The sequence below is a fragment of the Legionella lansingensis genome (genome assembly GCF_900187355.1).
Taxonomy (GTDB): domain Bacteria; phylum Pseudomonadota; class Gammaproteobacteria; order Legionellales; family Legionellaceae; genus Tatlockia; species Tatlockia lansingensis.
Window position 1 is genome coordinate 64,195 of record NZ_LT906451.1, and the last position, 23,366, is coordinate 87,560.

Below are 23,366 nucleotides of genomic sequence, written 5' to 3' on the forward strand. Positions count from 1 at the left end.
TGATAACAAAAAGTAGAACAGGAGAATTGTAAACGATGGGCGCACATGGCACTTATTATGTACCTAAACCCAGTCACTGGCCACTTGTTGGTTCTATTGGTTTAACCACGACGTTAGTGGGAGCTGCATCTTGGCTACATCATGATTGGTATGGGCCTTATATTTTTACCTTAGGCTTGTGTATTCTCGTCTTTATGATGTTTGGCTGGTTTGGTCAAGTTATTTATGAAAATCAAAAAGGACTTCATAACTTGCAGGTTGATCGTTCTTATCGCTGGGGAATGGTCTGGTTTATTTTCTCTGAGGTTTGCTTTTTTGGTGCTTTCTTTGGTGCTCTTTTCTTCACACGACTTTGGTCGATTCCTGTATTGGGAGGCGAAGTTCATCCCATTACTCATATTACCTTGTGGAATGACTTCCAGGCGAGATGGCCTTTATTAATTAACCCCAACAATCAAATTTTCGTTGGAGCAAAAGAAGGCATGCAAGCTTGGGGATTGGCTGCAGTTAACACCCTTATTTTGTTAACGTCCGGAGTTACCATCACCTGGGCTCATTGGGCTTTAAAATTGAATAAGCGCAAACAACTCGTTGTTGCCATGATTTGTACTATTTCATTAGGTCTACTCTTCTTGGTATGCCAAGCCAATGAGTATCATGAGGCTTATACAGAGATGAACCTAACATTGGATGCCGGTATTTATGGTACGACCTTTTTCATGTTGACAGGTTTCCATGGTTTACATGTGACAATTGGGACCATCATGCTTATTGTTATCTTGATACGTTGCATCCGTGGTCACTTTACACCAGAGCGTCATTTTGCCTTTGAAGCCGTAGCATGGTATTGGCACTTTGTAGATGTGGTTTGGTTATTCTTGTTTATCTTTGTTTATTGGTTATAAAGCATAAAATCGCCAACGATGCATAGCATACCTCTGATTGTTCGCCTGCCCAATTGGGTGGGGGATGTAGTGATGACATTACCATCCTTACAGGCATTAAAATCTGCTGGATTTGATTTGCAATTGTATGGCCAAAAATGGATTTTTGATTTATTACAAAGCTTGCCAGCCAAATTATTCTATCTTCCTAAATCAATCCGTCTTGCGCGGAATGAAATTAGCAAAAATTTAGCAACAAATACATTATTATTTACGAATAGTTTTTCGAGTGCATTGATCACGTACTTGGCAAAAAAGAAAGCAGTCAGTTATAAAAATACGATTCGCAATGTCTTGTTATATAGAAGTATTGATAAAGAAAGGCATTTGCATGAAGTCGAATACTTTTGGAAAATCGCAAAACTTGCAGCGTTAACTTGGCTACCTGACGCTTCTTGGCCAACAAGTATTCCAAAATCAATTCATCTCCCTTTAAATCCTATTAGCGAATTAAAGGTAGAAGAACGATTAAAACGAGATAACATCACTGATCCTTTTATTATATTTTGCCCTTCTGCTACGGGTGCTGCAAAACAGGGTGCTTATAAAATTTGGCCTCATTGGCGCGAGTTATCCGAGCAAATCAATCAACTTGGGATGACCAGCATCATGTGTCCTGGACCGCTTGAGGAAGCGTATTGCAAACAGTTACTACCCAAAACGAAATTGGTCGCTGGACTAAATTTAAGCGAACTTGCTGCCATGTTGAAACGAGCTAGTCTAGTCGTGTCAAATGATAGTGGACCTATGCACATTGCAACAGCTGTGGGAGCTACTGTGCTCGGGATCTTTGGTTCCACTAACCCCATTCGAACAGCGCCGTGGGGAGGGAGTTATATTGGTGAGTTAGGGAAATGGCCATCTAGCCATCTTGTACTTGCGCAGATCGCCAAAATGTTAAATTTGTAATTTGGGGTGTGATAAAAAATGTGGTTTTTTTATTAACTATCTTGTTTTTCCTTGTGCCGACGTCCCGCATCTTGACCGCGGTCGGCGTAAGGAAACCGCAGTTTTAATCACACCCTGCAATTTGCACAGATTGGCTGTATTTATTGCAATATGCTATAACTCAATAAATACTTAGGTGCAGGGAGGCAAAGTATGAAATCCTATCTGCCACTATCTTTATTGATTGTTGCATTGTTTTCTGCCTTTAGTGCTCAGGCTGCAGGCCAGCAAATGTGGATCAAAGGCACGCAAGCAAAACTTCTGTATAATTCATTGACAGGCCCTAAGGTGCAAGAGGATGGAACGGCTGGTCATCTCTATAGAATAGGCACCAGTATCCTTTGTCGTTATACAAACGCTGATATTACTAAAAAAGGGAAAAAGGTTCCGCCCTATGCTCCATGCCGTTATGCATGCACCATTAAGTTTGACCATAACGGACTTGCATCACCAGGACAAAATCCTTAACAAGTCTTGAAATATCCCTCTCCACAGGGGGAGAGGGTAAACATTCTCAACTTTAGGCACTATCCTAGCAATTCCTTAATAACGGCATGCAAGCGCTGCAGGTTATCATAGTGAATAACTAAGGTCCCCTTTCCGGTTTTGCCTGGCTTTAGTCGAATTTTGGTGTTTAGCTGTTTGGAAAGTATTTGTAGTTGTTCTTGTACAAGTTGGGAAACTTCAGTTTTTGGGACAGGCTCTGATTTCCCAGCTTTGATGCGAGCAACAAGCTTTTCGGTTTCACGCACGGACAGGTTCTTGGCAACAATAAGCTCAGCCGCTGCAAGTTGTTGATCATCACTCAGCATGAGCAATGCACGGGCATGTCCCATGTCCAAGTCGCCATGTTCTAACAATCGTCTAACCCCAGGATTTAAACTTAATAAACGTAAATAATTACTTACAGCAGTGCGTGATTTTGACAACACGTCAGCTACTTGCTGGTGCGTTAAACCAAACTCACTGGTAAGACGATACATGGCACGGGCTTGATCCATCGGATTTAAATCTTCTCGCTGTAAATTTTCAACCAAAGCCATCGCCATGGCTGTTTCATCATCGACTTGACGCAGGATCACTGGTACTTCGTTTAAACCTGCCAATTGTGAAGCCCGCCAACGGCGTTCACCTGCGATGATTTCATAACGTCCTTCAGCGATTTCGCGCACAATTAAGGGTTGTAAGATGCCCTGTTGTTGAATGGATGCCGCGAGCTCGGCGAGTGTTTGTTCTTCAATCTCACCCCGAGGTTGATACTTTCCTGGTTGTAAACAATGAATAGCTAGTTTGAGGGGTTCACTTGTTGGTTTATCAACAAGTAGCGTCGTGTTGGTATTACCTAATAAGGCGGATAAGTTACGTCCTAACCCTCTGCTTTTCACTGTCATAATTTACCTCAATTAAACGACTAAGGGTTGCTTACTAATCACCTCTGCAGCTAAGACCATATAAGCTGCGGCACCAGGAGAGGTTTTATCATATTGTAAAGCGGGCACGCCATGACTGGGCGCTTCAGCCAGGCGGATATTGCGTGGTATTACAGTACGATAAACTTTGTTATTAAAATGCTCGAGAAGTTGCTTCGACACTTCTGAGCATAAGCGGTTGCGAGCATCGTACATGGTGCGTAACACCCCTTCGATATGCAAGCGTGGATTCACACTGGTTTTTACTTGCTCGATGGTGTTCAGCAACGCTGCTAAGCCTTCTAGTGCAAAATATTCGCATTGCATGGGAACGAGCACGGAGTCAGCAGCCACCAAGGCATTAATGGTTAATGTATTTAAAGCAGGAGGACAATCAATCAAAATGAAATCATAGGTTTTTTGAATGGATTGCAGCGCTTTAAATAGAAAGGTTTCGCGATGATCCCTCTCCATCAAACTAACTTCTGCCACAGTTAAATCGCTGTTGGCAGGAATGAGATCAAAGCCACACGTTGTTGTTAGACAGGCCTGTTGTGCCAAACAATCACGGAGCAATACATCATTTGTGGTATGAACCAAAGCGTTCTTATCAACCCCTGAGCCCATGGTTGCATTACCCTGAGGGTCTAAATCAATAAGCAGAACGGCATGGCGATTTGCTGCAATGGAGGCCGCCAAGTTAATTGCTGTTGTTGTTTTGCCAACGCCTCCTTTTTGATTGGCAATGGCTATCACTTTGGCCATGATGATTCCTTGGTTGATCTGTTACTGATAATGACACAGCAACGCTCCCCATCAAGGCCAGGTACTAAATACGATTTGACCTGGTAAGGTAGATGGATGCTCGCCAATTCAGTTTCAGGATAGCGCCCCTTCATGGCAAGCCAGATACCGTCATTGCCAATGAGGTGAGAAGTCCATTTTATCATTTGCGCTAAGTCACTGAATGCCCGACTAATTACTGTATCAAAACCTTGGTGTGGGTGGTAGTTTTCTGCGCGTGACTGCACAATTTCGATATTATTAATGGCTAAAGCTCGTTTTGCTTCTTCTAGAAAACGAATTTTTTTGCCATTGCTATCGAGTAATACTACCTGAAGTTGCGGATTATAAAGGGCTAACGGGATCCCTGGCAAACCTGCTCCAGTGCCGACATCCACAACACGTCTACCTTTTAGCCATGGAATGATGGCTAAGCTATCTAAAATATGACGTGTGACCATGGTATCCAGGTCACGAATGGCGGTTAAATTATAACTGCGATTCCATTTATTTAATAACAGTAAGTATTGTAAAAAAGGAGCAATGTCTGCTTTTAAGCCCAACTGCAGGAAGCCTTCGCTTAAGAGGTGTGTAATCCGCGGATCCTTGCTCATGCGGGTTCCCGATGTTTCTTTAGGTGCACTAAAAGCAATGATAAGGCGGCTGGTGTTACGCCAGAAACCCTAGCGGCTTGACCCAGAGTGGCTGGTTTTATCCGCGTTAATTTTTGCACGACCTCGGTGGATAAACCAGACACTTTACTGTAATCCAACGTACTGGGCAGCTGGGTGTTTTCGTGCTTGCGCAGGCGCTCAATATCGAGGAGCTGACGCTCGATATAACCTGCATATTTGCTTTGAATCTCAACTTGCTCGGCCACATCCGTGGTCAACTTCGATAAACCCAAAGCAGTAATGTCTTGCAAATGCTGATACGTTATTTCCGGACGTTTTAGCAATTCGGACGCTCTACAATCTTGTTGCAATGGATTGTCTAGAACACTATTCAGATGTTCATTGTGACTGACACGCACGATGGTGGCTTTGAGTTGTGTTTGTGCACGTTCTATGGCTTCTCTTTTTTCGCAAAAGGTTTGCCAGCGATGGTCACCAACCAATCCTAGTTCACGTCCTTTTTCAGTTAAGCGTAAATCGGCATTATCTTCACGTAACAGCAAGCGGTATTCAGCACGTGAAGTAAACATACGATAAGGTTCCTGCGTGCCGCAGGTTATCAAGTCATCAATCAAAACGCCCATATAGGCTTCATCACGACGAGGAGACCAAAGCGCCTTATCCTGAGTTTGCAAAGCGGCGTTCATGCCCGCAATTAACCCTTGGGCCGCCGCTTCTTCATAACCCGTTGTGCCATTAATTTGACCAGCAAAAAATAAATTGCCGAAGGGTTTCGTTTGCAAGAACGCGTTCAAGCCGCGTGGGTCAAAATAATCGTACTCGATGGCATACCCTGGACGAGTGATATGAGCGTTTTCGAAACCTTTGATGGTGCGCACAAATTGAACTTGAACCTCAAATGGCAAACTGGTCGAAATACCATTCGGATAAATTTCATCCGTGGTTAACCCCTCGGGTTCAACAAAAATCTGGTGCGACGGTTTGTCAGCGAAGCGCACTATTTTATCTTCGATAGAAGGGCAATAGCGTGGACCGATGCCTTCAATCACGCCTGCATACATCGGAGATTGATGCAAATTCGCTTGAATGATTTCATGAGTGGTGCTGGTCGTGTGGGTAATATAACAAGGGACCTGCTGCGGATGTAAACCCACATGTCCTAAATAAGAAAACACAGGGATGGTCTCATCACCCGGCTGAATGGTCATTTGGCTATAGTCAAGTGAACGTCCATCAATACGCGGAGGTGTTCCTGTTTTTAATCGACCCACCGGTAAATCCAATTCTCTTAGGCGATTGGCCAAAGCAATGGCAGGTGGATCACCCGCCCGCCCGCCGGCATATTGGCTCATACCGACGTGAATCTTGCCGCCTAGAAATGTACCCACTGTTAAGACAATAGCACGCGCGCGCAATACCAAACCCATTTGCGTGACCACAGCCGTGACGCGCTCGCCTTCAATCAGAATATCCTCAACAGCCTGTTGAAATAGAGTTAAATTCGCTTGGCTTTGTAATTGTTGTCGTATGGCTTGCCGATAAAGTACGCGGTCAGCTTGTGCGCGTGTGGCTCTGACAGCAGGACCTTTAGAGGCATTGAGCATGCGAAATTGAATACCGGCCTTGTCGGCAGCTAAAGCCATTGCGCCATCAAGGGCGTCGATTTCCTTGACTAAATGTCCTTTACCAATGCCACCAATGGCAGGATTGCAAGACATTTGCCCAAGCAAATCCATATTATGAGTCAGCAACAAGGTTTGCGCGCCCAAGCGGGCCGAAGCAAGTGCTGCTTCAGTGCCGGCATGACCACCACCCACCACGATAACATCATACTGCTTTTCGAGATTCATAAGAGAAGAATAATTGCGCAACAAATCTTGCAATTATACACTTTTAAGAGGCTGGTGTAATGGTTGTCAATGTCCGTGGTCCAAGATATGGACACGAAAGTCAATATATAATGCAAATCAGACCTATGATCTTCTTTTAGACCCTAATTGCTGAGACATCCCACGTTTATTGCAAAATAGAAAAAATATCTATCTTTTGTTCAAATTTTAATATTTTCTTAATAAATACTTGGTATAAGTAATATGCAGTATATCTTTTATTAATACAAATAGGTAAGTGATATGGTCTCTCAGGTAAAAAAGATTAAAGACAATGCCTTCAATGGAAGCCGTAACGTGGGTGATTTCAATTTTAAAGCCGAGGATTTTAACTTAAATCAGCTTGATTCTGAGTTTTCATCGCTATATCAATTATTTATTTCTAATAAAAAGAGATGGGAAAATGATCGCAACAATGACGTCATATACTATATGGAGACATTATGTGACTTAATGATTTCCTATTATAAGTTAAATTATGTCCGAGCAAAATTAGAGGATCTTCAAAAGAAGAAAAACGAAATAGCTGCTTTTAGGAAGGCTGATTCCAGTAAGGATAAAGCCAACAATAAGCCAACCACTGTTCCATCATTCCTAAGAAGTAAATTAGCCAGTGGTCTGTCTGAAGTAAGTGGCTCATTCAGCAGCTCAGCTCAATTGAGAAGTAATATCTCTCTTTTAAATTCCTATCGCATTTATTGGATTTACTGTCGTGGTCTTGTCAAGGAGATGGTTGCTTTTCTTGAAGCCAATGGATTTTCTGATTATTTAACTCAACTGAATACCCAGATGGGGCTGGATTATAGTGCTTCTGATTTTCTAAAATTGCTGGAAAAACCTCAGCAGACTTTATATGTCCTAAGCGTTGGTATCTACGCTCTACGGTTCATGATTAATCTTGTTACGATGACGAGGCATATCCTTGAAGCTGAGCTTGAAGATAAGTTATCGAGTGATCAGGTCTTTACCGATGAAATGGAAAAACGTGGTTTTTCCATGCTTAATGATGGCGTATGGGGCACAGTAAATTTATTGACTAACTATAACAAGCAATTCAATATATCGGATGTTGCCGCAGCGAATGCCACGGTGGTGTTTTTAGTTTTTGATGCAGCACTTTTAATGGCGCAATGGCTGTTCGAATCCACCAAATACAAACAGCGTGTTCAGGAGTTAGGGCAACAAAAAAGGTCTTTAAGCCCTGAGTCAAACCCAACCCAGTATGCTGTTGTTCAAAGACAGCTCGATATTTTAAATGATGAATGGGAGGCACAATGTGCTTACTATGCCATCAATATCATGGCTGCCAGTCTTGTCGCCATTGGTTTTGGTGCTACAGTCTTCTTTTCAGGTGGGTTATCGTTGGCTGTTTTAAGTATGATTGGCAATGCTTTATATGCTACAGCCGATGAATACAAGAATTATAAAAAATCAACGATCGCTATACAGCGTGAAAAGAATAATGGCCATATTGAAAATGATGATACACATCTTGAATTAATGAGCCAGCTGACAAAAGAGTCCAGTCAGGCTTATTCCGATTTTTGGAAAAGGTTGGCTTATAATACTGCCGGACCTGCTTTTATCATCACAACAGCCGCATTTTCATGGCCTATAGCCTTGTTGATAACCGTACCTTATGTGGTTTATCAGGTCAATAGCGCTTATAAGAAAAGCGTATCCGAAACTAATCAAGCAGATACGCATGGTATTTATCGGCTATTTGACAAGCCTAAGTCCCTTTCTTCTGATGAAGCACATAAGACTTTGTTATTGAGCTCAAATAGCAATCAGGTATTATCTTAAATAAAATAATACCGTTGCGGCTCATTTTTCCTCGTTGCCATGCGCTCAGTGCCTATGCCAAAGAGCGCGTGTATGAGGACACGCGGTTCTTATGTCTTAATAAAAAAAATAACTCCCATCAGGAATACCCTGTAAGCGATAATCCAATCTAATCTTAATGAAATCTTTGCTGGGGATTATGCAATACAACCAAAATGATTTTTATGCCATTTTATGTTCTAATAATAACCCTTTTTCTCCTTAACACAACTTAAGCAAGGTAGGTCGGGTCTTTAGACCCAACAAAAATCTAAATTCATCATAGATTGTTGGGCCAAGGCCCAACCTACAAAATAGCGGAATATTTGAATGAAAAAAGCAGTTGTTTTACTATCAGGTGGGTTGGATTCTGCCACTTGTTTGGCCATTGCCAAAACACAAGGTTTTGCTTGCTATGCATTAAGTTTCGCTTACGGACAACGTCATACTGCGGAGCTTACCGCAGCGTGTCGAGTTGCCAAACATTTAGAGGCAGTTGAACATCGAATTGTGAATCTTGATATCGGACAGTTTGGTGGTTCAGCCCTGACGGATAAAAGCATTGCTGTGCCGAATTACTCAGGTGCACAAACTATCCCAGTAACCTATGTGCCCGCCAGAAACACGATTTTTCTCGCTATTGCCGTAGGTTTTGCAGAAGTGATTGATGCGCGTGATATTTTTATCGGCGTGAGTGCCATTGATTACTCCGGTTATCCGGATTGCCGATCAGAATTCATTGAAGCTTTTCAAAAGGTGGCAAATTTAGGTACTAAGGCGGGGGTTGCCGGTGATTTATTCACATTGCATGCGCCTTTGCAATTCTTATCAAAAGCCGAAACCATACTCAAAGGAACAAGCTTGGGTTTGGATTATTCTTTGACCGTTTCTTGTTATCAAGCAACAGAAACCGGGGAAGCTTGTGGGCGATGTGATAGTTGCATATTCCGTAAACAAGGTTTTGCAGCCGCAAAATGGCCTGATCCTACGAAATATAAATGAAATAAACGTAATTACTCGCTCACCGCCGACTTCCCGCGGCTTGACCGCGGGAAGTCGGTAATATAAATGGGAGAGTAGGTACAAATAAGCTAATAAAAACAAATACTTTACGAAAATGTTACAACATATTGCACATTTTCGTTTCACTTTCTTTAAACAGCTTGATATGATTCGCAACGATTTTTAACCAAGGAGTAAACAACTATGTTCCGTAGAATGTTAAATTTTATGCGTAAGCACTGGGCTGCAACTTCAGCATTGGGTTTAGCAGGTCTGACTGCAGCTGGTGTTATCACCACTATTGTCTTCTTCCCACCTGCTCTCCCAGCCATTGCTGCCTTCTCAATGTTTGGTGTAACCCCATTTGCTTTCTTAGCTACTATGGGTGCTACCGCTGCTACCGCTGCTGCTGGTGCTATCGCTTTCGGTCTGAGCTTGGCTGTTAGTACATTGTTTAATGCAGCTGTTAGCATATACAATGCGATTGATCGCAGTGCTCAGCGTGCTACAAGATATCAGCCTAGATACAGCGCTTTGGATGAAGGTATTGAACTTCAATCTACTTCTAGACATACCAAGGGTAGCAGTTTTTCACTTATGGGTAGTCTTATGGGTTGTGTAGCAAGCTTAACAAGCTGTTGCCCAAGCTCTAAAAAAGCTGAGAATCCTACACACCATAAATCACCTATCAGCACTGATAAGCATGATAAGAAAAAGGATAAAGAAGATTCTAAAGAATTTAACCCTGAATCTACTGTTTACCAAGTATAATTCTTTTAAAACGCGGCTTCTAGCCGCGTTTTTTTTATTCCCTCTCATACATTCCTCAATAATAATTAAACATTTGAACTTCAAGTTTTTAATTTGACAAGGCAAACCGAATTACCGTGGCTTGACCACGGTATCTAGCGATCTTCAAGTAACTATGGATACCGTGGTCAAGCCACGGTAATTCGCTGAAACTTAAAGATCAAGTAACAACTATTCTCCATGAAAGATGCAGCATTCTCGTCCATGCGCTATAATTCGCCATTTCCATGCTGAAGATATAATCTTATGACAACTGTTCGTAAAATGTTGGTAACCAGTGCTCTGCCTTATGCCAATGGGCACTTGCATTTGGGGCATTTGGTGGAACACATTCAGACAGACATCTGGGTGCGTACGCACAAAATGCTTGGTCATGAATGCATTAGTGTTTGTGGTGACGATGCCCATGGTACTCCCATCATGCTCAAAGCGGAGCAGTTGGGTATCACGCCAGAGCAATTGACTGCAGAAATGCAAGCAAGCCACGAGAGTGACTTTAAAGCCTTTGCCATACATTATGATTATTATCACACCACCCATTCCCCAGATAATCAGCAACTGGCTGAGCTCATTTATGAGCGATTGACTGCCTCTGGGGATATTGTGAAGAAAACCATTCGTCAGGCTTATGACCCTATCAAAAAGATGTTTTTGCCCGATCGCTACGTCAAAGGAACCTGCCCGAAATGCCACACGCCTGATCAATACGGTGATAATTGTGAATCTTGTGGTGCTACCTATTCACCAACAGAGCTCATTGATGCTGTTTCTGCTATTTCAGGCGCAAAACCGATTGAGAAAGATTCTGAACACTATTTTTTCGATTTGCCACGCTACGAAAAATTATTAAGGGATTGGACACGTAAAGGGCATCTACAAACGGAAGTGGTCAATAAATTAGATGAATGGTTTGCCGCAGGGCTTAAGCAATGGGACATTTCCCGCGATGCGCCTTATTTTGGTTTTAAAATCCCCAAAACGGCGGATAAATATTTTTATGTCTGGCTCGACGCCCCCATCGGCTACATGGCTAGTTTCAAGAAATATTGTGAGCAGCAGGGACTTTCTTTCGCACAGTATTGGGATAAAGATTCGAGCACGGAATTGTACCATTTTGTTGGCAAAGACATCGTGTATTTCCATGCTTTGTTTTGGCCTGCCATTCTGGCTGGCAGTGGTCATCGTTTACCCACTGCTGTCTTTGCACATGGCTTTTTGACCATTGAAGGTCAGAAGATGTCTAAATCGCGAGGCACGTTTATCGAAGCACGTACTTACCTTGCGCATTTGCATCCTGAATATTTGCGCTATTATTTCGCAGCCAAATCAAACGGCAGGGTTGATGATCTGGATTTAAATTTCGACGATTTTATCAACCGTGTTAATGCCGACCTGGTTGGCAAAATTGTCAATATTGCTAGTCGCTGTGCTGGTTTTATCAATAAGCGTTTTGATAATCAGCTTAGCGATGAATTGCATGCGCCTGAGTTATTTCAAGATCTTCTTGCCTTGCGTCAAGAGATTATTGATGCCTTTGTGCAGCGTGATTATGCAAAAGCGATTCGTCAAATCATGGAATGTGCCGATCGTGTGAATCAATATATTGACGCCAATAAACCCTGGGTATTAGCAAAAGAAGAGGCACGTCTCTCAGAAGTACAAGCAATTTGCACCATGGGGTTAAATCTCTTTCGCTTGTTAATGACCTATTTGAAACCGGTGTTACCACAGATGGCCAAAGAGGCTGAATCATTTCTAAACTGCGAGCCATTGAATTGGGAAAATAGCGAAAAACCTTTGTTGCGCCATCGCATTAATACCTTTAGCCCGCTGATGGTGCGTGTGGAAAGAGAAAACGTTGAGGCTATGCTTAAGTCTGCCAAGGGTACTTCGGTAACAGAACAGAAAAAGAAGACAGAGGAGACACGTTTGCAATCAAGCACGATTAGTATCGAAGAATTTAGCAAGGTGGACCTGCGGGTAGCGCGTATCATTGCCGCTGAAGAAGTGGAGGGGGCAGATAAATTACTGCGACTGCAATTGGATCTGGGTGAAGGACAGAAACAAGTTTTTGCCGGTATCAAATCCGCCTATGCTCCTGCTGAGTTAATTGGTAGGCTAACGATTGTGGTAGCCAACTTGGAGCCCCGTACGATGCGTTTTGGCGTGTCTGAAGGCATGGTTTTGGCAGCTGGGGATGGAAAGGGTATTTTTCTATTGCAACCTGATCAAGGTGCTCTACCAGGAATGCAGGTAAAATAATGGTCGCTGTTAAAGCCATCGATGCTCTTCTACCACAAACACAATGCGGTGATTGTGGATATGCGGGTTGCTTGCCTTATGCTGAAGCTCTGGCACAGGGTATAGCACCAATCAACCGTTGTCCTCCAGGTGGCGCCTCCACAGTCAAAGCGCTAGGAGAATTGTTAGGCATTGATGCCACACCTTATTTAGCCGAAGCGCAGGCAACTCAGCGTCCTCCATCACGAGCTTTCATTCGTGAAGCAGAATGCATTGGTTGTACTAAATGCATCCAAGCTTGTCCTGTGGATGCCATCATTGGTAGTGGCAAACTCATGCACACCGTTATTGCGCATGAATGTACAGGCTGCGGGCTTTGTGTCGACCCTTGCCCTGTGGATTGTATTGAAATGTTACCGCTCCTTGAAACTGCTTATGATAAAGAGCAAGCGCGGCAGCGTTATCATGCGCGGCAAGCGCGGTTTTTACGAGAAGAGCAGGAAAAACAGCAAGCTTATCGTGAGAAGCGCAAGTTGGCTGCAGAAAGCAGCAATCACTTGCAGGACATCAAAGCCAAACAAGATTATATCTTACAAGCACTTGCCCGAGTGCAAGCGAAAAAAGAATCATGAATAAAGAAAAAAGGCGCGCTATTTTTGAGCGCTTTCGGGCTCAAAATCCTCATCCAACGACAGAATTGCGTTACAGTTCGACGTTCGAATTGCTCATTGCAGTGATTCTTTCTGCACATACCACAGATATTAGTGTTAACAAGGCTACTGCGAAATTATTTCCTGTTGCCAATACACCGCTGGCTTTACTTGCTTTAGGAGAGGAGAAACTCAAGGAATACATAAGATCAATAGGGTTGTATAACAGCAAAGCAAAAAACATCATTAACACATGCCAGATATTGGTGACAAAGCATGCAGGCGAGGTTCCGGATAGTCGAGAGGCGCTTGAGGAGTTACCTGGGGTCGGACGAAAAACGGCCAATGTAATACTCAATACGGCATTCGGCCAACCTACTATCGCCGTAGATACTCACATTTTTCGCGTTGCCAACCGAACAGGCATTGCTAAAGGTAAAACACCGCTAGCAGTGGAGAAAGAACTTCTGCAAAATGTGGACAAGGCATTTTTACACGATGCGCATCATTGGTTGGTTCTTCATGGTCGCTATATTTGCATAGCTCGCAAGCCTCGTTGCTATCAGTGCCTTATTTGTGATCTTTGTGAATTTAAGGACAAAAATTTACAGCCTCCGAAAACGTCATGATTTAAAATCGAATTACCGTGGCTTGACCACGGTAATTCGATGTTCTACAAGATCAAGCAAATAAAAACTTGCAGATCGAGTTCTCAATGCAAAAATTCGGCTACTCTGGTAATTTTTTAACATTACTCATAGAATGGAATTTCCTACAATTGCAGGAGAGCATTTATGGGGTGGTGGGATAAATGGAACGCAGTTAAGGAAACTGTCAAAGGATGGGGTAATGGGATTTGGAATGTCTCTGTCACTGATACAGCAGACAGATTGATCAAAGAAGCTCTTGCTGTGCCGCAAAAAGCACGTCGTGTTGTTAATCCGAAACTTGAGAAAGTTACTCAGAATACTGAAATCATAGTGTTTACGGAAAATGCCAAAGAATTAGGTTCGAAAATTTGGAATAACGCTACACTGGCTGATGGAGTAAATGGTCTCTTTAACTTTTCGTACAATACCGCAGGTCGATTGTTGGAGCAGCTTCCAGCTGTTCCTCGAGTGGCACGTAGTGTTGTCAATCCAAAAGTAAGGAAAATTGCTTATGGGATAGGACGTATTGCTGTCGAGGATGTACTGCCTCTGGTGGTCATCAGCTACAGCCATCAGCTGCTGCAAGAACAAGGAAAAGACTACTTGCATGATCATCCGAATGAAGCATGGTTAAGTGCTCAGACCGTTTTACAATTGGGTTTGTGGCTACTATGGCTGGCAAATGGGGCATACTCTATCCGTAAGAAAACCCAAATTACAGTAAGAACTACAGTCCTTGCTCTTGAAGCAGGCGGCATATTGAACAGCGTCAAACCAAACCCTCCGATGACGTTATGCGAGCAAGAAAAATGCACGACGCTGCGTTTTCTGAAAGGCTCTTTCCGTGATTTGATTGAGTATTGGGCGACGAAAGCTGCCATTTCTTTTATAGGTTATATCCCGGGAGTTGGTGGAGGTCTCGCCGCCGCTTTTAATATTTATCATGATGGGCGTTACGTAATCACGCTTGCAGTGCCTGAATTATGCAGTCGACATCAGGAACAATACCTACGAGAGTACCCTGAGTTGGCATTGTCTCATGGTATAACTCACTACGTACTTTCTTGCTACATTAACTCCATGATTGAACATTATACAGGTATTCCTTCTGTGTTTTATGGGACCACAATGCAACAGTTTCTTTTAATTGGGCAAATTGCGCTGGCTACACAAATGACACTGCCACCCCCTGTTCGTGAATCGCTGCGCAATTTACCTGATCCTGTGGCTGCGTATAACAGCCTGGTTGGTTTTATTGTTGATACGGTTCTTTTGGGCTTGAAAGTGCAAATCCCTCGTTTGTTGAGAGAACAAAAAGCACCTTTGCTCTCCTTGGAGGATGCATCCCGTTACGCTGAGGTGATTTGGTCAAATCCTGTGTCAGAAAACGTCTTGAAACCTGTTCTTGTTCCCCGGATGTTGCGTAGTCGCAAAGCGTTTATAAATGATCCAGTTATACCTTGGCCTCCGTTGCAACGAAGGACCATGCATGCTCTTGACAACATCAATGAAGTCAAAGGCTATATGCTAACCAAGGTTGCACTTCTGCCTCCTAGTAGTATGACTGCGAAGGTCGTAAGGTCTATTTTTGGTTGGCCAAAGTCTGTTGTTGAGCTGTTATTAAACCTGATGAAAAATGAACAATTCATGCGTCAATTGGAGTCTATCCGTCATACACTTCCTGCTCTGCAAAGTGGTGAAGCACCATCCCTGCCTGCCACAGAGGGATTTTTGCTACGTGGACAGAAGCAAGAAACACCTGAAATTCGTCCCCCCCTGCAAATTGAAGGCAAAAGTCTGGATCCTCGTCAGGTGATTCCCGTATCACAAATATCATTGCAACCCGTTGACAAGGTAAAAATTGTTGAGATTACAGAAGAAGAAGCGAAAGACAATAAACAGAGCGAGAAGACGAGTGATACATTGCGTAAGAGAAAATTGGATCCCAGTTTGGTCATTAGAGGTAGAAAAGATACAAATGGTGTGGGAACAGCGGGCTTTTTTGGAGAAACTGGAAAACTTGATCCTCGTAAGGTCATTGTGCAAACAGACACAAATGTAAGTTTGATCACCTAGATGTGTTACTCTTTTTATAACAAGGAGATAGGCCTTTCCCTTGTATGTTAGAACCCTTGCAAAAGACCACCGACAAGGTAATCTTTGCGAGGGTTCTAACATACAAGGGCAGGGTGAGGGGTAATCAAAAAGATGCTAGATAATTACACGTAGTTATCAAAATTTGCAAAAATAAAGCTGTAAATGTTATATTAATGCACACTTTAGAGGCCAAGCAAGCAGGTTTTAATCTTCGCGACAATGTGAGTATTGCTTTTTATGATCACTTTCTCCACTACCCATCAAACACGAAGCTATTTAGCTCTTACCGTGGGCATGCTTACTTGCCTTATTTTACTAATTAATATCTCATTTAAGATTATTGTTATTCAAGGATTATTGTTTACCGCGAGCAGTGTGGTTTGTCCTGTGGTTGCTATTATTTATCTATTTATTTTAAGGGAATGCACGGTAATTCAGCAGCGACATATATTAAACCAGTCACTTATGGCTCTTTATTTATTCTCCATAGGCATTTATTTATTAGTCAATTTACCGGCGGCGGAATATATGCATGATAACCCCGCCTATCAAATTGTCTTTGAGGATATACCTAAGAAATTCTTTGCCTCAACGTTGGCATTTGCCTTGGGTTTTTATTTGCCTCATTTATTATGTTGTGCAAGAAAAAAGGAAGTATTGCTTTCCCCAAAGAAACAACTTCTCTTGGCGCTCTTCGGGGGATTTTGCTTTTTTACTCTGGACTTTTTTTTGCTGTTCTCCGATCCCCATGCGCACAGTTTTGATCAAATTTATACGGATTCTTTGATGATCGTTGCCGGAATTCTTTTTTCGGCTGGGATTATCTATCTAAGCTTCCTTCTATTTACCAGGCAGAACCATTGGCGTGCTGAAAGGCCATCTCCAATCTATTTGTCATATACGCTTTACCATTATCTTGTAGGTTTGGCAGTGATTTTTATGTTAATTTGCATCGCTTGTGAATATCGCCTGGTGTCTTTCACCAACGGTTGGACTTTACCTGCCTGCAATCTTTTGTTCCCATTCGTGATGATGATCAGTAACCTCATTGGTGAGTTATATGGTTACAAAGCAAACCTACGCTTGACGGTAATGCTGATTGTAGCCGAGTTGACCTTTGATTTATTACTAAACGGTGCTGTTGCATTGCCATCGCCGGAATTTTTTAACCTCAATCCCTTCTATTCTTTTATTGTGCCACGACGTATTCCAGCAGCGACTTCAGGTTTATTTATTACGATGGTCAGTAATGCCATGTTGCTTGAATATTTAAAGAAAATACAGTTCGGCAGTAATCGTATTTGGCGCGTTTTAATAGCCAATGCAGTTGCTATCACATTACTTTGCCTGGTGAATTACAGCTTATTATTTGGCGGAATTTATCCATCTGATCAAATTCTGAATCTGACCATGAGTAGCTGGGCTTTTAAATTAGGTGCCACCTTGATAGGCTTGCCCATCGTATTGTGGTTATATAATTCCTTATACGGACAAATTCCTCAAACGACTTAATCTTCTTATTCCAGAGAAGATTAAGTCCAGAAATTTAAAGGTTGGGGTTGGATGGCGTATGCGTTTTAGATGCTTGTTCGACGTCTTCCCACTGAAAAACGATAGGTTGCGTCATGGAAGGAGCATCCTCTTTTTGCTCGACTTTATCTTTACTACCAATACCAAGATCTTCAATCAATTTTTTCACTATGACAACAAGTTTTTCTAGTAGGCTGCGTTTATCAAAAATATCGGCAGCTTCTCTATTTGGACAGTCAACGTCTAAGTCTAAGAGTGAAAATCCCGTGGGGGTAACTAGATACTTTGTTGTCGTTTGTGCATGATAGTCATCAGGACCTGGATTTGCTATCTGTTTAACCAAAATCTTCCCTGCTTTGGGATCAGCTATATTTCCTTGATAAGTATTTTGTTCGGTAATTAGTAAACCATCTTTTGAAGTCTCAGTATCAAAATCAATTCGTTTTTTGGCTTCACTAACCTTAAGATCTTCTCTGCTATTAAGACAACCGTCAGTTGCATGTTGCAAACCCTTCTGATGAAAATGCCATATAGCTTTCTCCGCTAATGACTTTTGAACTTCTTCAGATTCATAATTAGAAAATAAATAAGATTTAAAAAATTGCTTTAAATCTTCCTGATCTTTAAATCTTAAAGCTTGCAGATCGTCAGTTCCTTTTTCTTCTACTCTTAATTCATATAATGATTTGCCATTTATATAATAAGCGCCTAATTCTTTGGCTTCCATCTGTCTATTCCAATCCGAAACAGTTTGGCCTTTTACATTAGGTTCAGGAGCTTCATAAGAAAAAAAAGATAAGCCCTTATATTTGCTCAAATAACTACTCATTTTGATCAAAATAAATAAATAATAAATAATTATACAATAATTTTGTCTGTTTGGGTATAAATTTGCCATAAATAGCGCTAGAATTTAACAATCGAGACTGTTCGTTAAACTGGGTCATTCCCGCGTAGGCGGGAATCCATTCTGGGATGGCACAATGGCTTTCAACAAGATGGATCCCCGCTTACGCGAGGATGACGCAATTGGGTAAACACTTTCGAATAATCCGGTTCTCACGCGGAATTCTCTTCCAGCTGGATTAGTGCTTGCATGAGCGATGAATGTATTTTCATTGCCAGCCTAATTGACAGCTAACGATCTTAATCGAAGGGTGGTGCGGAAGGAGGGCTCCTATCCTGAGGCTAGGGATCCTCTATGAGGGCACGATTAAAAAGAAGCCTTTCCCTGTCAAAATCAGGCGACCCAATGGAGTAGTTTTTACTACGGTTCTTTTTTCACCGGCCTCTTCCAACCAAAGATGGTTTTTTGTCTATTCTCAGTTAATGTGAGTTCTCCGGCAGGCACATCTTTGCGGATGGTGCTGCCAGCACCTATCGTGGCGTAAGCTCCAATCGTGACGGGGGCGACTAATTGTGTGTCGGAACCGATAAAAGCCCCTTCTTCAATAATCGTTTCATATTTATTCACACCATCATAATTGCAGGTAATGGTGCCAGCACCAATATTGACGTCTTTACCGATGTTTACATCGCCTAAATAACTGAGATGGCTGGCTTTGGAGGCAGTTGCAAATATTGCATTTTTAGTCTCAACAAAATTGCCAATTTTGCATTTGTCCGCAAGCTTAGTCCCGGGTCTTAAACGTGCAAAGGGGCCAATGTGACAATCGTTGCCAATGACACAATTATCGAGAACGGAATTAGCCAAAATTTCACAATTTTCTCCGAGCGTTACGTTATTTAAAACGCAATTTGGACCAATCTGAGAACCAGAACCAATAATAACAGTGCCACTAAAGACCGTATTCACATCAATAAAAACATCTGCGGCACAGCGAAGTTCACCGCGCACATCAATGCGATGACTATCTGCAATAGAAACCCCTGATAACAGAAGTTCCCTGGCATAATTTTGTTGCCATACGCGCTCAAGTTGTTGCAATTGTAAACGATCGTTTACACCTCTAATTTCCAAGCTGTTTGTCGCCTGCATGGAAGCAATGGGTAAATGCTCAGATACTGCTAAGGCAATAATTTCAGTTAAATAATATTCTCCTTGCGCATTATTATTTTTCAGGTTCGGCAGCCACCGAGCTAAATCGTTGGCTTGCGCACAACAGATACCGCTGTATATTTCCTTGATTTGTTTTTGCTTTTCCGTAGCGTCTTTTTCCTCAACAATCGCAATGACTTCCCCATGAGCATCGCGCACAATGCGACCAAGTCCCTTGGGGTCATCCAGTGTTGCAAGTAACAAGCTTAGAGCTGCTTGTTTTCCCCGATGCTGACAATCAATTAACGCTCTTAAGGTTTGTGCTTGGATCAAAGGCACATCACCGGACAGAACCAAGACTTGTGAACTCGCTGGGATGGCGGGTAAGGCTTGCAGTACAGCATGCCCTGTTCCTAGCTGCTGTTCTTGCAGTACCCAGTTAACAGGCAAATCCGCTAAGGCATTTTTTATTTCCGCCCCACCGTTTCCATAAACAACATAGATAGCATCAGGGTTTAACTGCTGAGCGGTTTCAACAACGCGTGTCAGCATTGGTTTTCCTGCCAATGGATGCAGGACCTTGGGTACTCTAGATAGCATCCGTTTGCCTTGGCCGGCTGCTAAAATAACAATTTGTAATGACATGGATTTTTTTATTCCTTTATGCCTGCCGCATCTTATACAAGAAAGTTAGCTAATTAAACAGTCTGTGTTTATGTTGCGAATCTTTAAATTAGTGGATATGATAAAAAAATTATGAGCAAAGGAGTAGTGCCATGACCATCTTTCTTGATATTGTTAAGCCATACCTCAAAGAAAAAATTAAACGAATCAGGGACCATTCAGTAGCAGCCGATCGTTGCATGACCAATACCCTGCTAAGTTGGGTAAGTTTGGGGCGCGATGAAGAATTGTCGAAAGCGAAGCGTGATTTGGCTGATCAATTATTGGTTAAACTTGAGAGTGCACAAGATAAAGAAAGTGATGAAAAAACGTTTGAGCACTTAATGGAGTTGCTTAATGACTGTAAAGGAGCTGCTGCTAAAAAAAGCAAAGAGAAAAAATATAATGATGAGGGACATTTTGGTCCAGCGATGGGAAATGTCATTCAGCAGCTAGAGAAAGTTTATAGAAAATTTAATGAAAGCAACCTACTCGATTTCCCGAATGATGATGAACCCTTGAATCTTTTCCGCTACTTTGCTGCTCTTTATTATGCACAAAAAATTGATGATGGTTATAAAATTAGTGGTTTGGGAAAAATAGCACAAAATCCCAAATTAACTTCTTTTTCTGAGCTATCTGAGCAAAAGGAACAGCTCATCATGAAAACATTGGAGGAGTGTGAAAGGGATCTAGGGACGTTAGATAGCCAGCATGAGGATTATCCAACTACAAAAAAATCGCGCGTGTGGGATTGGTTGGATAAACTAGAAAGGGCTAACAAGGAATTATGTGAGAAGCATGGGTCAACGCTGTCGCTGCCTATCACCTTTGCCTTGTTCTCCACAATTAACATTCAATTGCCCACGCTGCATCCAGAAAGTGGTTTTTTAGAAGAGTGTATTATAAAAGCTAAGAAGGCCATCGATCCTGAACATAAGTCGTTAGAGTTGACTGTTTAATTCGCCACATAAATTGGCTTGCATTAGTTCTTTAACTTTTTGGGTACTTAAATACTTACTAAACAGATAAAGCAATTTGCAATGAGCAGCCTCCGGTGTCATATCATGACCACTGATGAGGCCTGCTTGTTTTAGTGTATAGCCAGTAGCGTATTGACTCATCTCCACTCGGCCTTGCTGACATTGCGTGCAATTGACGATGACGACCCCTCGGTCACAAGCAGCTTTTAAGCTCTTCAAAAAATGGGGATCATTATTTTGCGCATTCCCTGCTCCATACGTTTCTAACACTAACCCTTTGAGGGGTTGTTGTAAAATATCATCAAGAACTTGTGTGGCAAAGCCTGGGAATAAACGAAAGTTGGCAATGAATTGCGAACTCAGTGTCTGCAAATGGAATGGCTTGCTGGGTCTTTCTAACATAAGCTCACGGTGAAGTTCTATGCTGATGCCAATTGATGCGAGACGAGGATAATTCGGTGAGTCAAACGCATCAAAGCGTTGGGCACTGATCTTTTGAGTGCGATTGCCTCTTAATAGTCGCTGATTAAAATAGATGCAAACCTCATAAATCGGTTGATGGGCACAAAGCCATAGTGATGTGATGACATTGTCTATTGCATCATTTCTTACCTCTGATAAGGGAATTTGCGAACCCGTTACTATGACGGGCTTACCCAGATGCTCAAGCATAAAGGATAACGCTGAGGCTGTATAAGCCATTGTATCTGTGCCATGAAATATCACAAAACCATCAAAACGTTGATATTCATTAGCAATGTCATCAGCAATACGATTCCAATCGTTGAGCGTCATATTCGATGAGTCTAGCAAAGGATCGTATTCTTTGATGGTGTAATCAGGCATTTGCGGATGGTTAAGAGCTGGAATTTGTGCCAGTGCTTTCTGCACATAACCAAGAGCAGGCTCATAGCCTTTTGTTGTGCGCACACTGCTAATCGTGCCACCTGTGTTGAGAATTAAGATGTGTTTTTTCATGATAGTGCTGTTGAGATTTTGAGAAATTATAACGCCTCTTAATCGTTATTGATAACCTAAAGAATAACTCCTTGACAACCATAGCATCGCACTGTAGAAATTAAGTCCATAATGATAGGAGATCAAAATGGACGATAAAGAATTACAAGCTCTGCAGGAAAAAATTAACAAATCAATGGAGCAGATAACCAAACAAGCAAAACATTATGCGGAAGCTATCACAAAAATTAGGAAGCTCATTGAAGAGTATTTTTTCACGATAGTCTCCTCTGAGACCCAGAAAAGTCGTGTAGGCAGTGAAGGGTTTTATCCCGATCAGATCTCTCAATTAAAATATTGTTTACCAGATGTGCAAAATTTAATAGAAATAGCACAAAAAATCGCACGTGATTCTACCCCAAGTTTAGCCGCAGCTTTGGATACTCATGTTTTTGAATCTGGCTTACCTCTTATTCGTCATAAAAATGGTTATGCACTTACCGAGGGAGGGCCTTCCAACCTCAAAGAAAGTAAGGTTATGGAGCAATTCATTTACGCGCTCAATCTCTATCGCTTAACACTGAGTATTTTTGATGGCTATCACCAGATTGCTGATCATTATTGCTTAGACACTGAACCACACCAGACTCAGCTGGAAGCAGCAAAGCATCTCGCACAGGAGTTGACTAAACCTGAAAATCCCGATTCTATTCTTGTCTCGTGGCAAAAGGTCAAGCAAATTAAACATGCCCTTAACCGTTTGGTGCAAGAAATCCAACAATTCACCTTAGACCTACAAGAAAGGATTGAGCGTGAGAAAGAGACATTAAATGATCTGCTTAAAGGGGGTGCTTTTCTCTTGCAGGAAGGCTATAAAAAATTTCCAAATACGTCGAAGCTATTATGGGTGCTTGCTGATCAAGAATGGCAGAGTTTGCTAAAGAATATCGCCAACGAAATTTTTTGGGGTAAATACAGTTCCAACGCTTACGCTAATACGCTAACAATTAACTTAGAATTTAGTGATTGGTTAAAACCGATAGATGAATTCCAAAGTATGGTAACGGAGCAGTTACCTATCCTTAAAAAAGAGCTATTAAAAAGAGCTTATACTATAAATAATGAATCGATAACAAATTTAAGAATTGAGGCGGCATGTAAAGATATTTCTCTCATAGAAGCACCTGCTCAAGGATTTTTTGGATCGAAAACATCTGTGTATGCTGAATTGCTCTCCTTATTAAGAGGAGATGTTATACCCAGAGGTTTGCTAACCTCTGGAAATACAGAAGAAGATACACAAACTCTGTCAAGTTGAGAGGGAGAATTATTTAGGTTTTATTTGCCAAACT

Annotated in this window: 20 protein-coding genes; 13 read left to right on the forward strand and 7 right to left on the reverse strand. The window is 42.0% G+C overall.

The features are described 5' to 3' along the window. Positions 1 to 35: 35 nt before the first annotated feature. From CKV79_RS00290 to CKV79_RS00300, 3 genes are all read left to right on the forward strand, one after another. Complete coding sequence (locus tag CKV79_RS00290) at positions 36 to 905, forward strand: cytochrome c oxidase subunit 3 (protein ID WP_028372387.1); 870 nt, start codon at positions 36 to 38, stop codon at positions 903 to 905. A 72-nt stretch (positions 906 to 977) separates the two neighbouring features. Then, on the forward strand, positions 978 to 1,853 hold the full coding sequence (locus CKV79_RS00295) for a glycosyltransferase family 9 protein (RefSeq protein WP_051546064.1): 876 nt from the start codon (positions 978 to 980) through the stop codon (positions 1,851 to 1,853). A 192-nt stretch (positions 1,854 to 2,045) separates the two neighbouring features. Further along, entirely contained in the window at positions 2,046 to 2,360 is a 315-nt protein-coding gene (locus CKV79_RS00300; RefSeq protein WP_028372385.1) for a hypothetical protein, read from the forward strand. Between the two features lie 59 nt (positions 2,361 to 2,419). Here the strand turns inward: CKV79_RS00300 and CKV79_RS00305 are convergent, their stop codons facing one another. From CKV79_RS00305 to mnmG, 4 genes are read right to left on the reverse strand one after another with little or no spacing between them, the layout of a single operon-like run. Next, on the reverse strand, positions 2,420 to 3,283 hold the full coding sequence (locus tag CKV79_RS00305; protein WP_028372384.1) for a ParB/RepB/Spo0J family partition protein: 864 nt from the start codon (positions 3,281 to 3,283) through the stop codon (positions 2,420 to 2,422). Between the two features lie 12 nt (positions 3,284 to 3,295). Then, entirely contained in the window at positions 3,296 to 4,066 is a 771-nt protein-coding gene (locus CKV79_RS00310; protein ID WP_028372383.1) for a ParA family protein, read from the reverse strand. Further along, positions 4,054 to 4,698 (reverse strand): 16S rRNA (guanine(527)-N(7))-methyltransferase RsmG, encoded by a 645-nt coding sequence (gene rsmG / locus CKV79_RS00315; protein ID WP_028372382.1) that lies wholly within the window; start codon positions 4,696 to 4,698, stop codon positions 4,054 to 4,056. The genes CKV79_RS00310 and rsmG overlap by 13 nt, the downstream gene beginning before the upstream one ends. Next, positions 4,695 to 6,569, reverse strand: a complete 1,875-nt coding sequence (gene mnmG / locus CKV79_RS00320) for a tRNA uridine-5-carboxymethylaminomethyl(34) synthesis enzyme MnmG (protein WP_028372381.1) — start codon at positions 6,567 to 6,569, stop codon at positions 4,695 to 4,697. The genes rsmG and mnmG overlap by 4 nt, the downstream gene beginning before the upstream one ends. 336 nt (positions 6,570 to 6,905) lie before the next feature. On the opposite strand from mnmG, the gene CKV79_RS00325 reads away from it, so the two are divergent. From CKV79_RS00325 to CKV79_RS00365, 8 genes are all read left to right on the forward strand, one after another. Continuing rightward, positions 6,906 to 8,414, forward strand: a complete 1,509-nt coding sequence (locus CKV79_RS00325) for a hypothetical protein (protein WP_157737120.1) — start codon at positions 6,906 to 6,908, stop codon at positions 8,412 to 8,414. Positions 8,415 to 8,762: 348 nt separating this feature from the next. Further along, positions 8,763 to 9,434, forward strand: a complete 672-nt coding sequence (gene queC, locus CKV79_RS00330; protein ID WP_028372380.1) for a 7-cyano-7-deazaguanine synthase QueC — start codon at positions 8,763 to 8,765, stop codon at positions 9,432 to 9,434. A 204-nt stretch (positions 9,435 to 9,638) separates the two neighbouring features. Further along, positions 9,639 to 10,205, forward strand: a complete 567-nt coding sequence (locus CKV79_RS00335; protein ID WP_131796044.1) for a hypothetical protein — start codon at positions 9,639 to 9,641, stop codon at positions 10,203 to 10,205. Between the two features lie 285 nt (positions 10,206 to 10,490). After that, positions 10,491 to 12,506 (forward strand): methionine--tRNA ligase, encoded by a 2,016-nt coding sequence (metG, locus tag CKV79_RS00345; RefSeq protein ID WP_028372378.1) that lies wholly within the window; start codon positions 10,491 to 10,493, stop codon positions 12,504 to 12,506. Next, positions 12,506 to 13,117 carry an RnfABCDGE type electron transport complex subunit B gene (locus CKV79_RS00350; RefSeq protein ID WP_028372377.1) on the forward strand — a complete coding sequence of 204 codons (612 nt, stop codon included), beginning with the start codon at positions 12,506 to 12,508 and terminating at the stop codon, positions 13,115 to 13,117. The genes metG and CKV79_RS00350 overlap by 1 nt, the downstream gene beginning before the upstream one ends. Next, positions 13,114 to 13,764 (forward strand): endonuclease III, encoded by a 651-nt coding sequence (gene nth, locus CKV79_RS00355; protein WP_028372376.1) that lies wholly within the window; start codon positions 13,114 to 13,116, stop codon positions 13,762 to 13,764. Before CKV79_RS00350 ends, nth begins: the two co-directional genes overlap by 4 nt. A 165-nt stretch (positions 13,765 to 13,929) precedes the next feature. Next, positions 13,930 to 15,861: a hypothetical protein gene (locus CKV79_RS00360; RefSeq protein WP_028372375.1), complete on the forward strand. Its 1,932-nt coding sequence runs from the start codon at positions 13,930 to 13,932 to the stop codon at positions 15,859 to 15,861. Positions 15,862 to 16,119: 258 nt separating this feature from the next. After that, positions 16,120 to 17,394 (forward strand): VUT family protein, encoded by a 1,275-nt coding sequence (locus CKV79_RS00365; protein WP_028372374.1) that lies wholly within the window; start codon positions 16,120 to 16,122, stop codon positions 17,392 to 17,394. Between the two features lie 34 nt (positions 17,395 to 17,428). Here CKV79_RS00365 and CKV79_RS00370 read toward each other — a convergent pair whose 3' ends face one another. Together CKV79_RS00370 and glmU are read right to left on the reverse strand one after the other, a co-directional pair. Then, positions 17,429 to 18,310: a hypothetical protein gene (locus CKV79_RS00370; protein WP_028372373.1), complete on the reverse strand. Its 882-nt coding sequence runs from the start codon at positions 18,308 to 18,310 to the stop codon at positions 17,429 to 17,431. A 369-nt stretch (positions 18,311 to 18,679) separates the two neighbouring features. Next, positions 18,680 to 20,056, reverse strand: a complete 1,377-nt coding sequence (gene glmU / locus CKV79_RS00375; protein ID WP_028372372.1) for a bifunctional UDP-N-acetylglucosamine diphosphorylase/glucosamine-1-phosphate N-acetyltransferase GlmU — start codon at positions 20,054 to 20,056, stop codon at positions 18,680 to 18,682. A gap of 131 nt (positions 20,057 to 20,187) precedes the next feature. On the opposite strand from glmU, the gene CKV79_RS00380 reads away from it, so the two are divergent. After that, positions 20,188 to 21,036, forward strand: coding sequence for a hypothetical protein (locus CKV79_RS00380; RefSeq protein WP_028372371.1), 849 nt, complete (start codon positions 20,188 to 20,190; stop codon positions 21,034 to 21,036). On the opposite strand, the gene ansA is transcribed toward CKV79_RS00380, so the two are convergent. Next, entirely contained in the window at positions 21,019 to 22,035 is a 1,017-nt protein-coding gene (ansA, locus tag CKV79_RS00385) for an asparaginase (RefSeq protein WP_028372370.1), read from the reverse strand. The two genes, CKV79_RS00380 and ansA, sit on opposite strands and share 18 nt — an antisense overlap. A gap of 127 nt (positions 22,036 to 22,162) precedes the next feature. Here ansA and CKV79_RS00390 point away from each other — a divergent pair, with 127 nt between their 5' ends. Beyond that, a complete protein-coding gene (locus tag CKV79_RS00390) occupies positions 22,163 to 23,332 on the forward strand; it encodes a hypothetical protein (protein ID WP_028372369.1) in 1,170 nt (389 codons plus the stop codon). Positions 23,333 to 23,366: the final 34 nt, after the last annotated feature.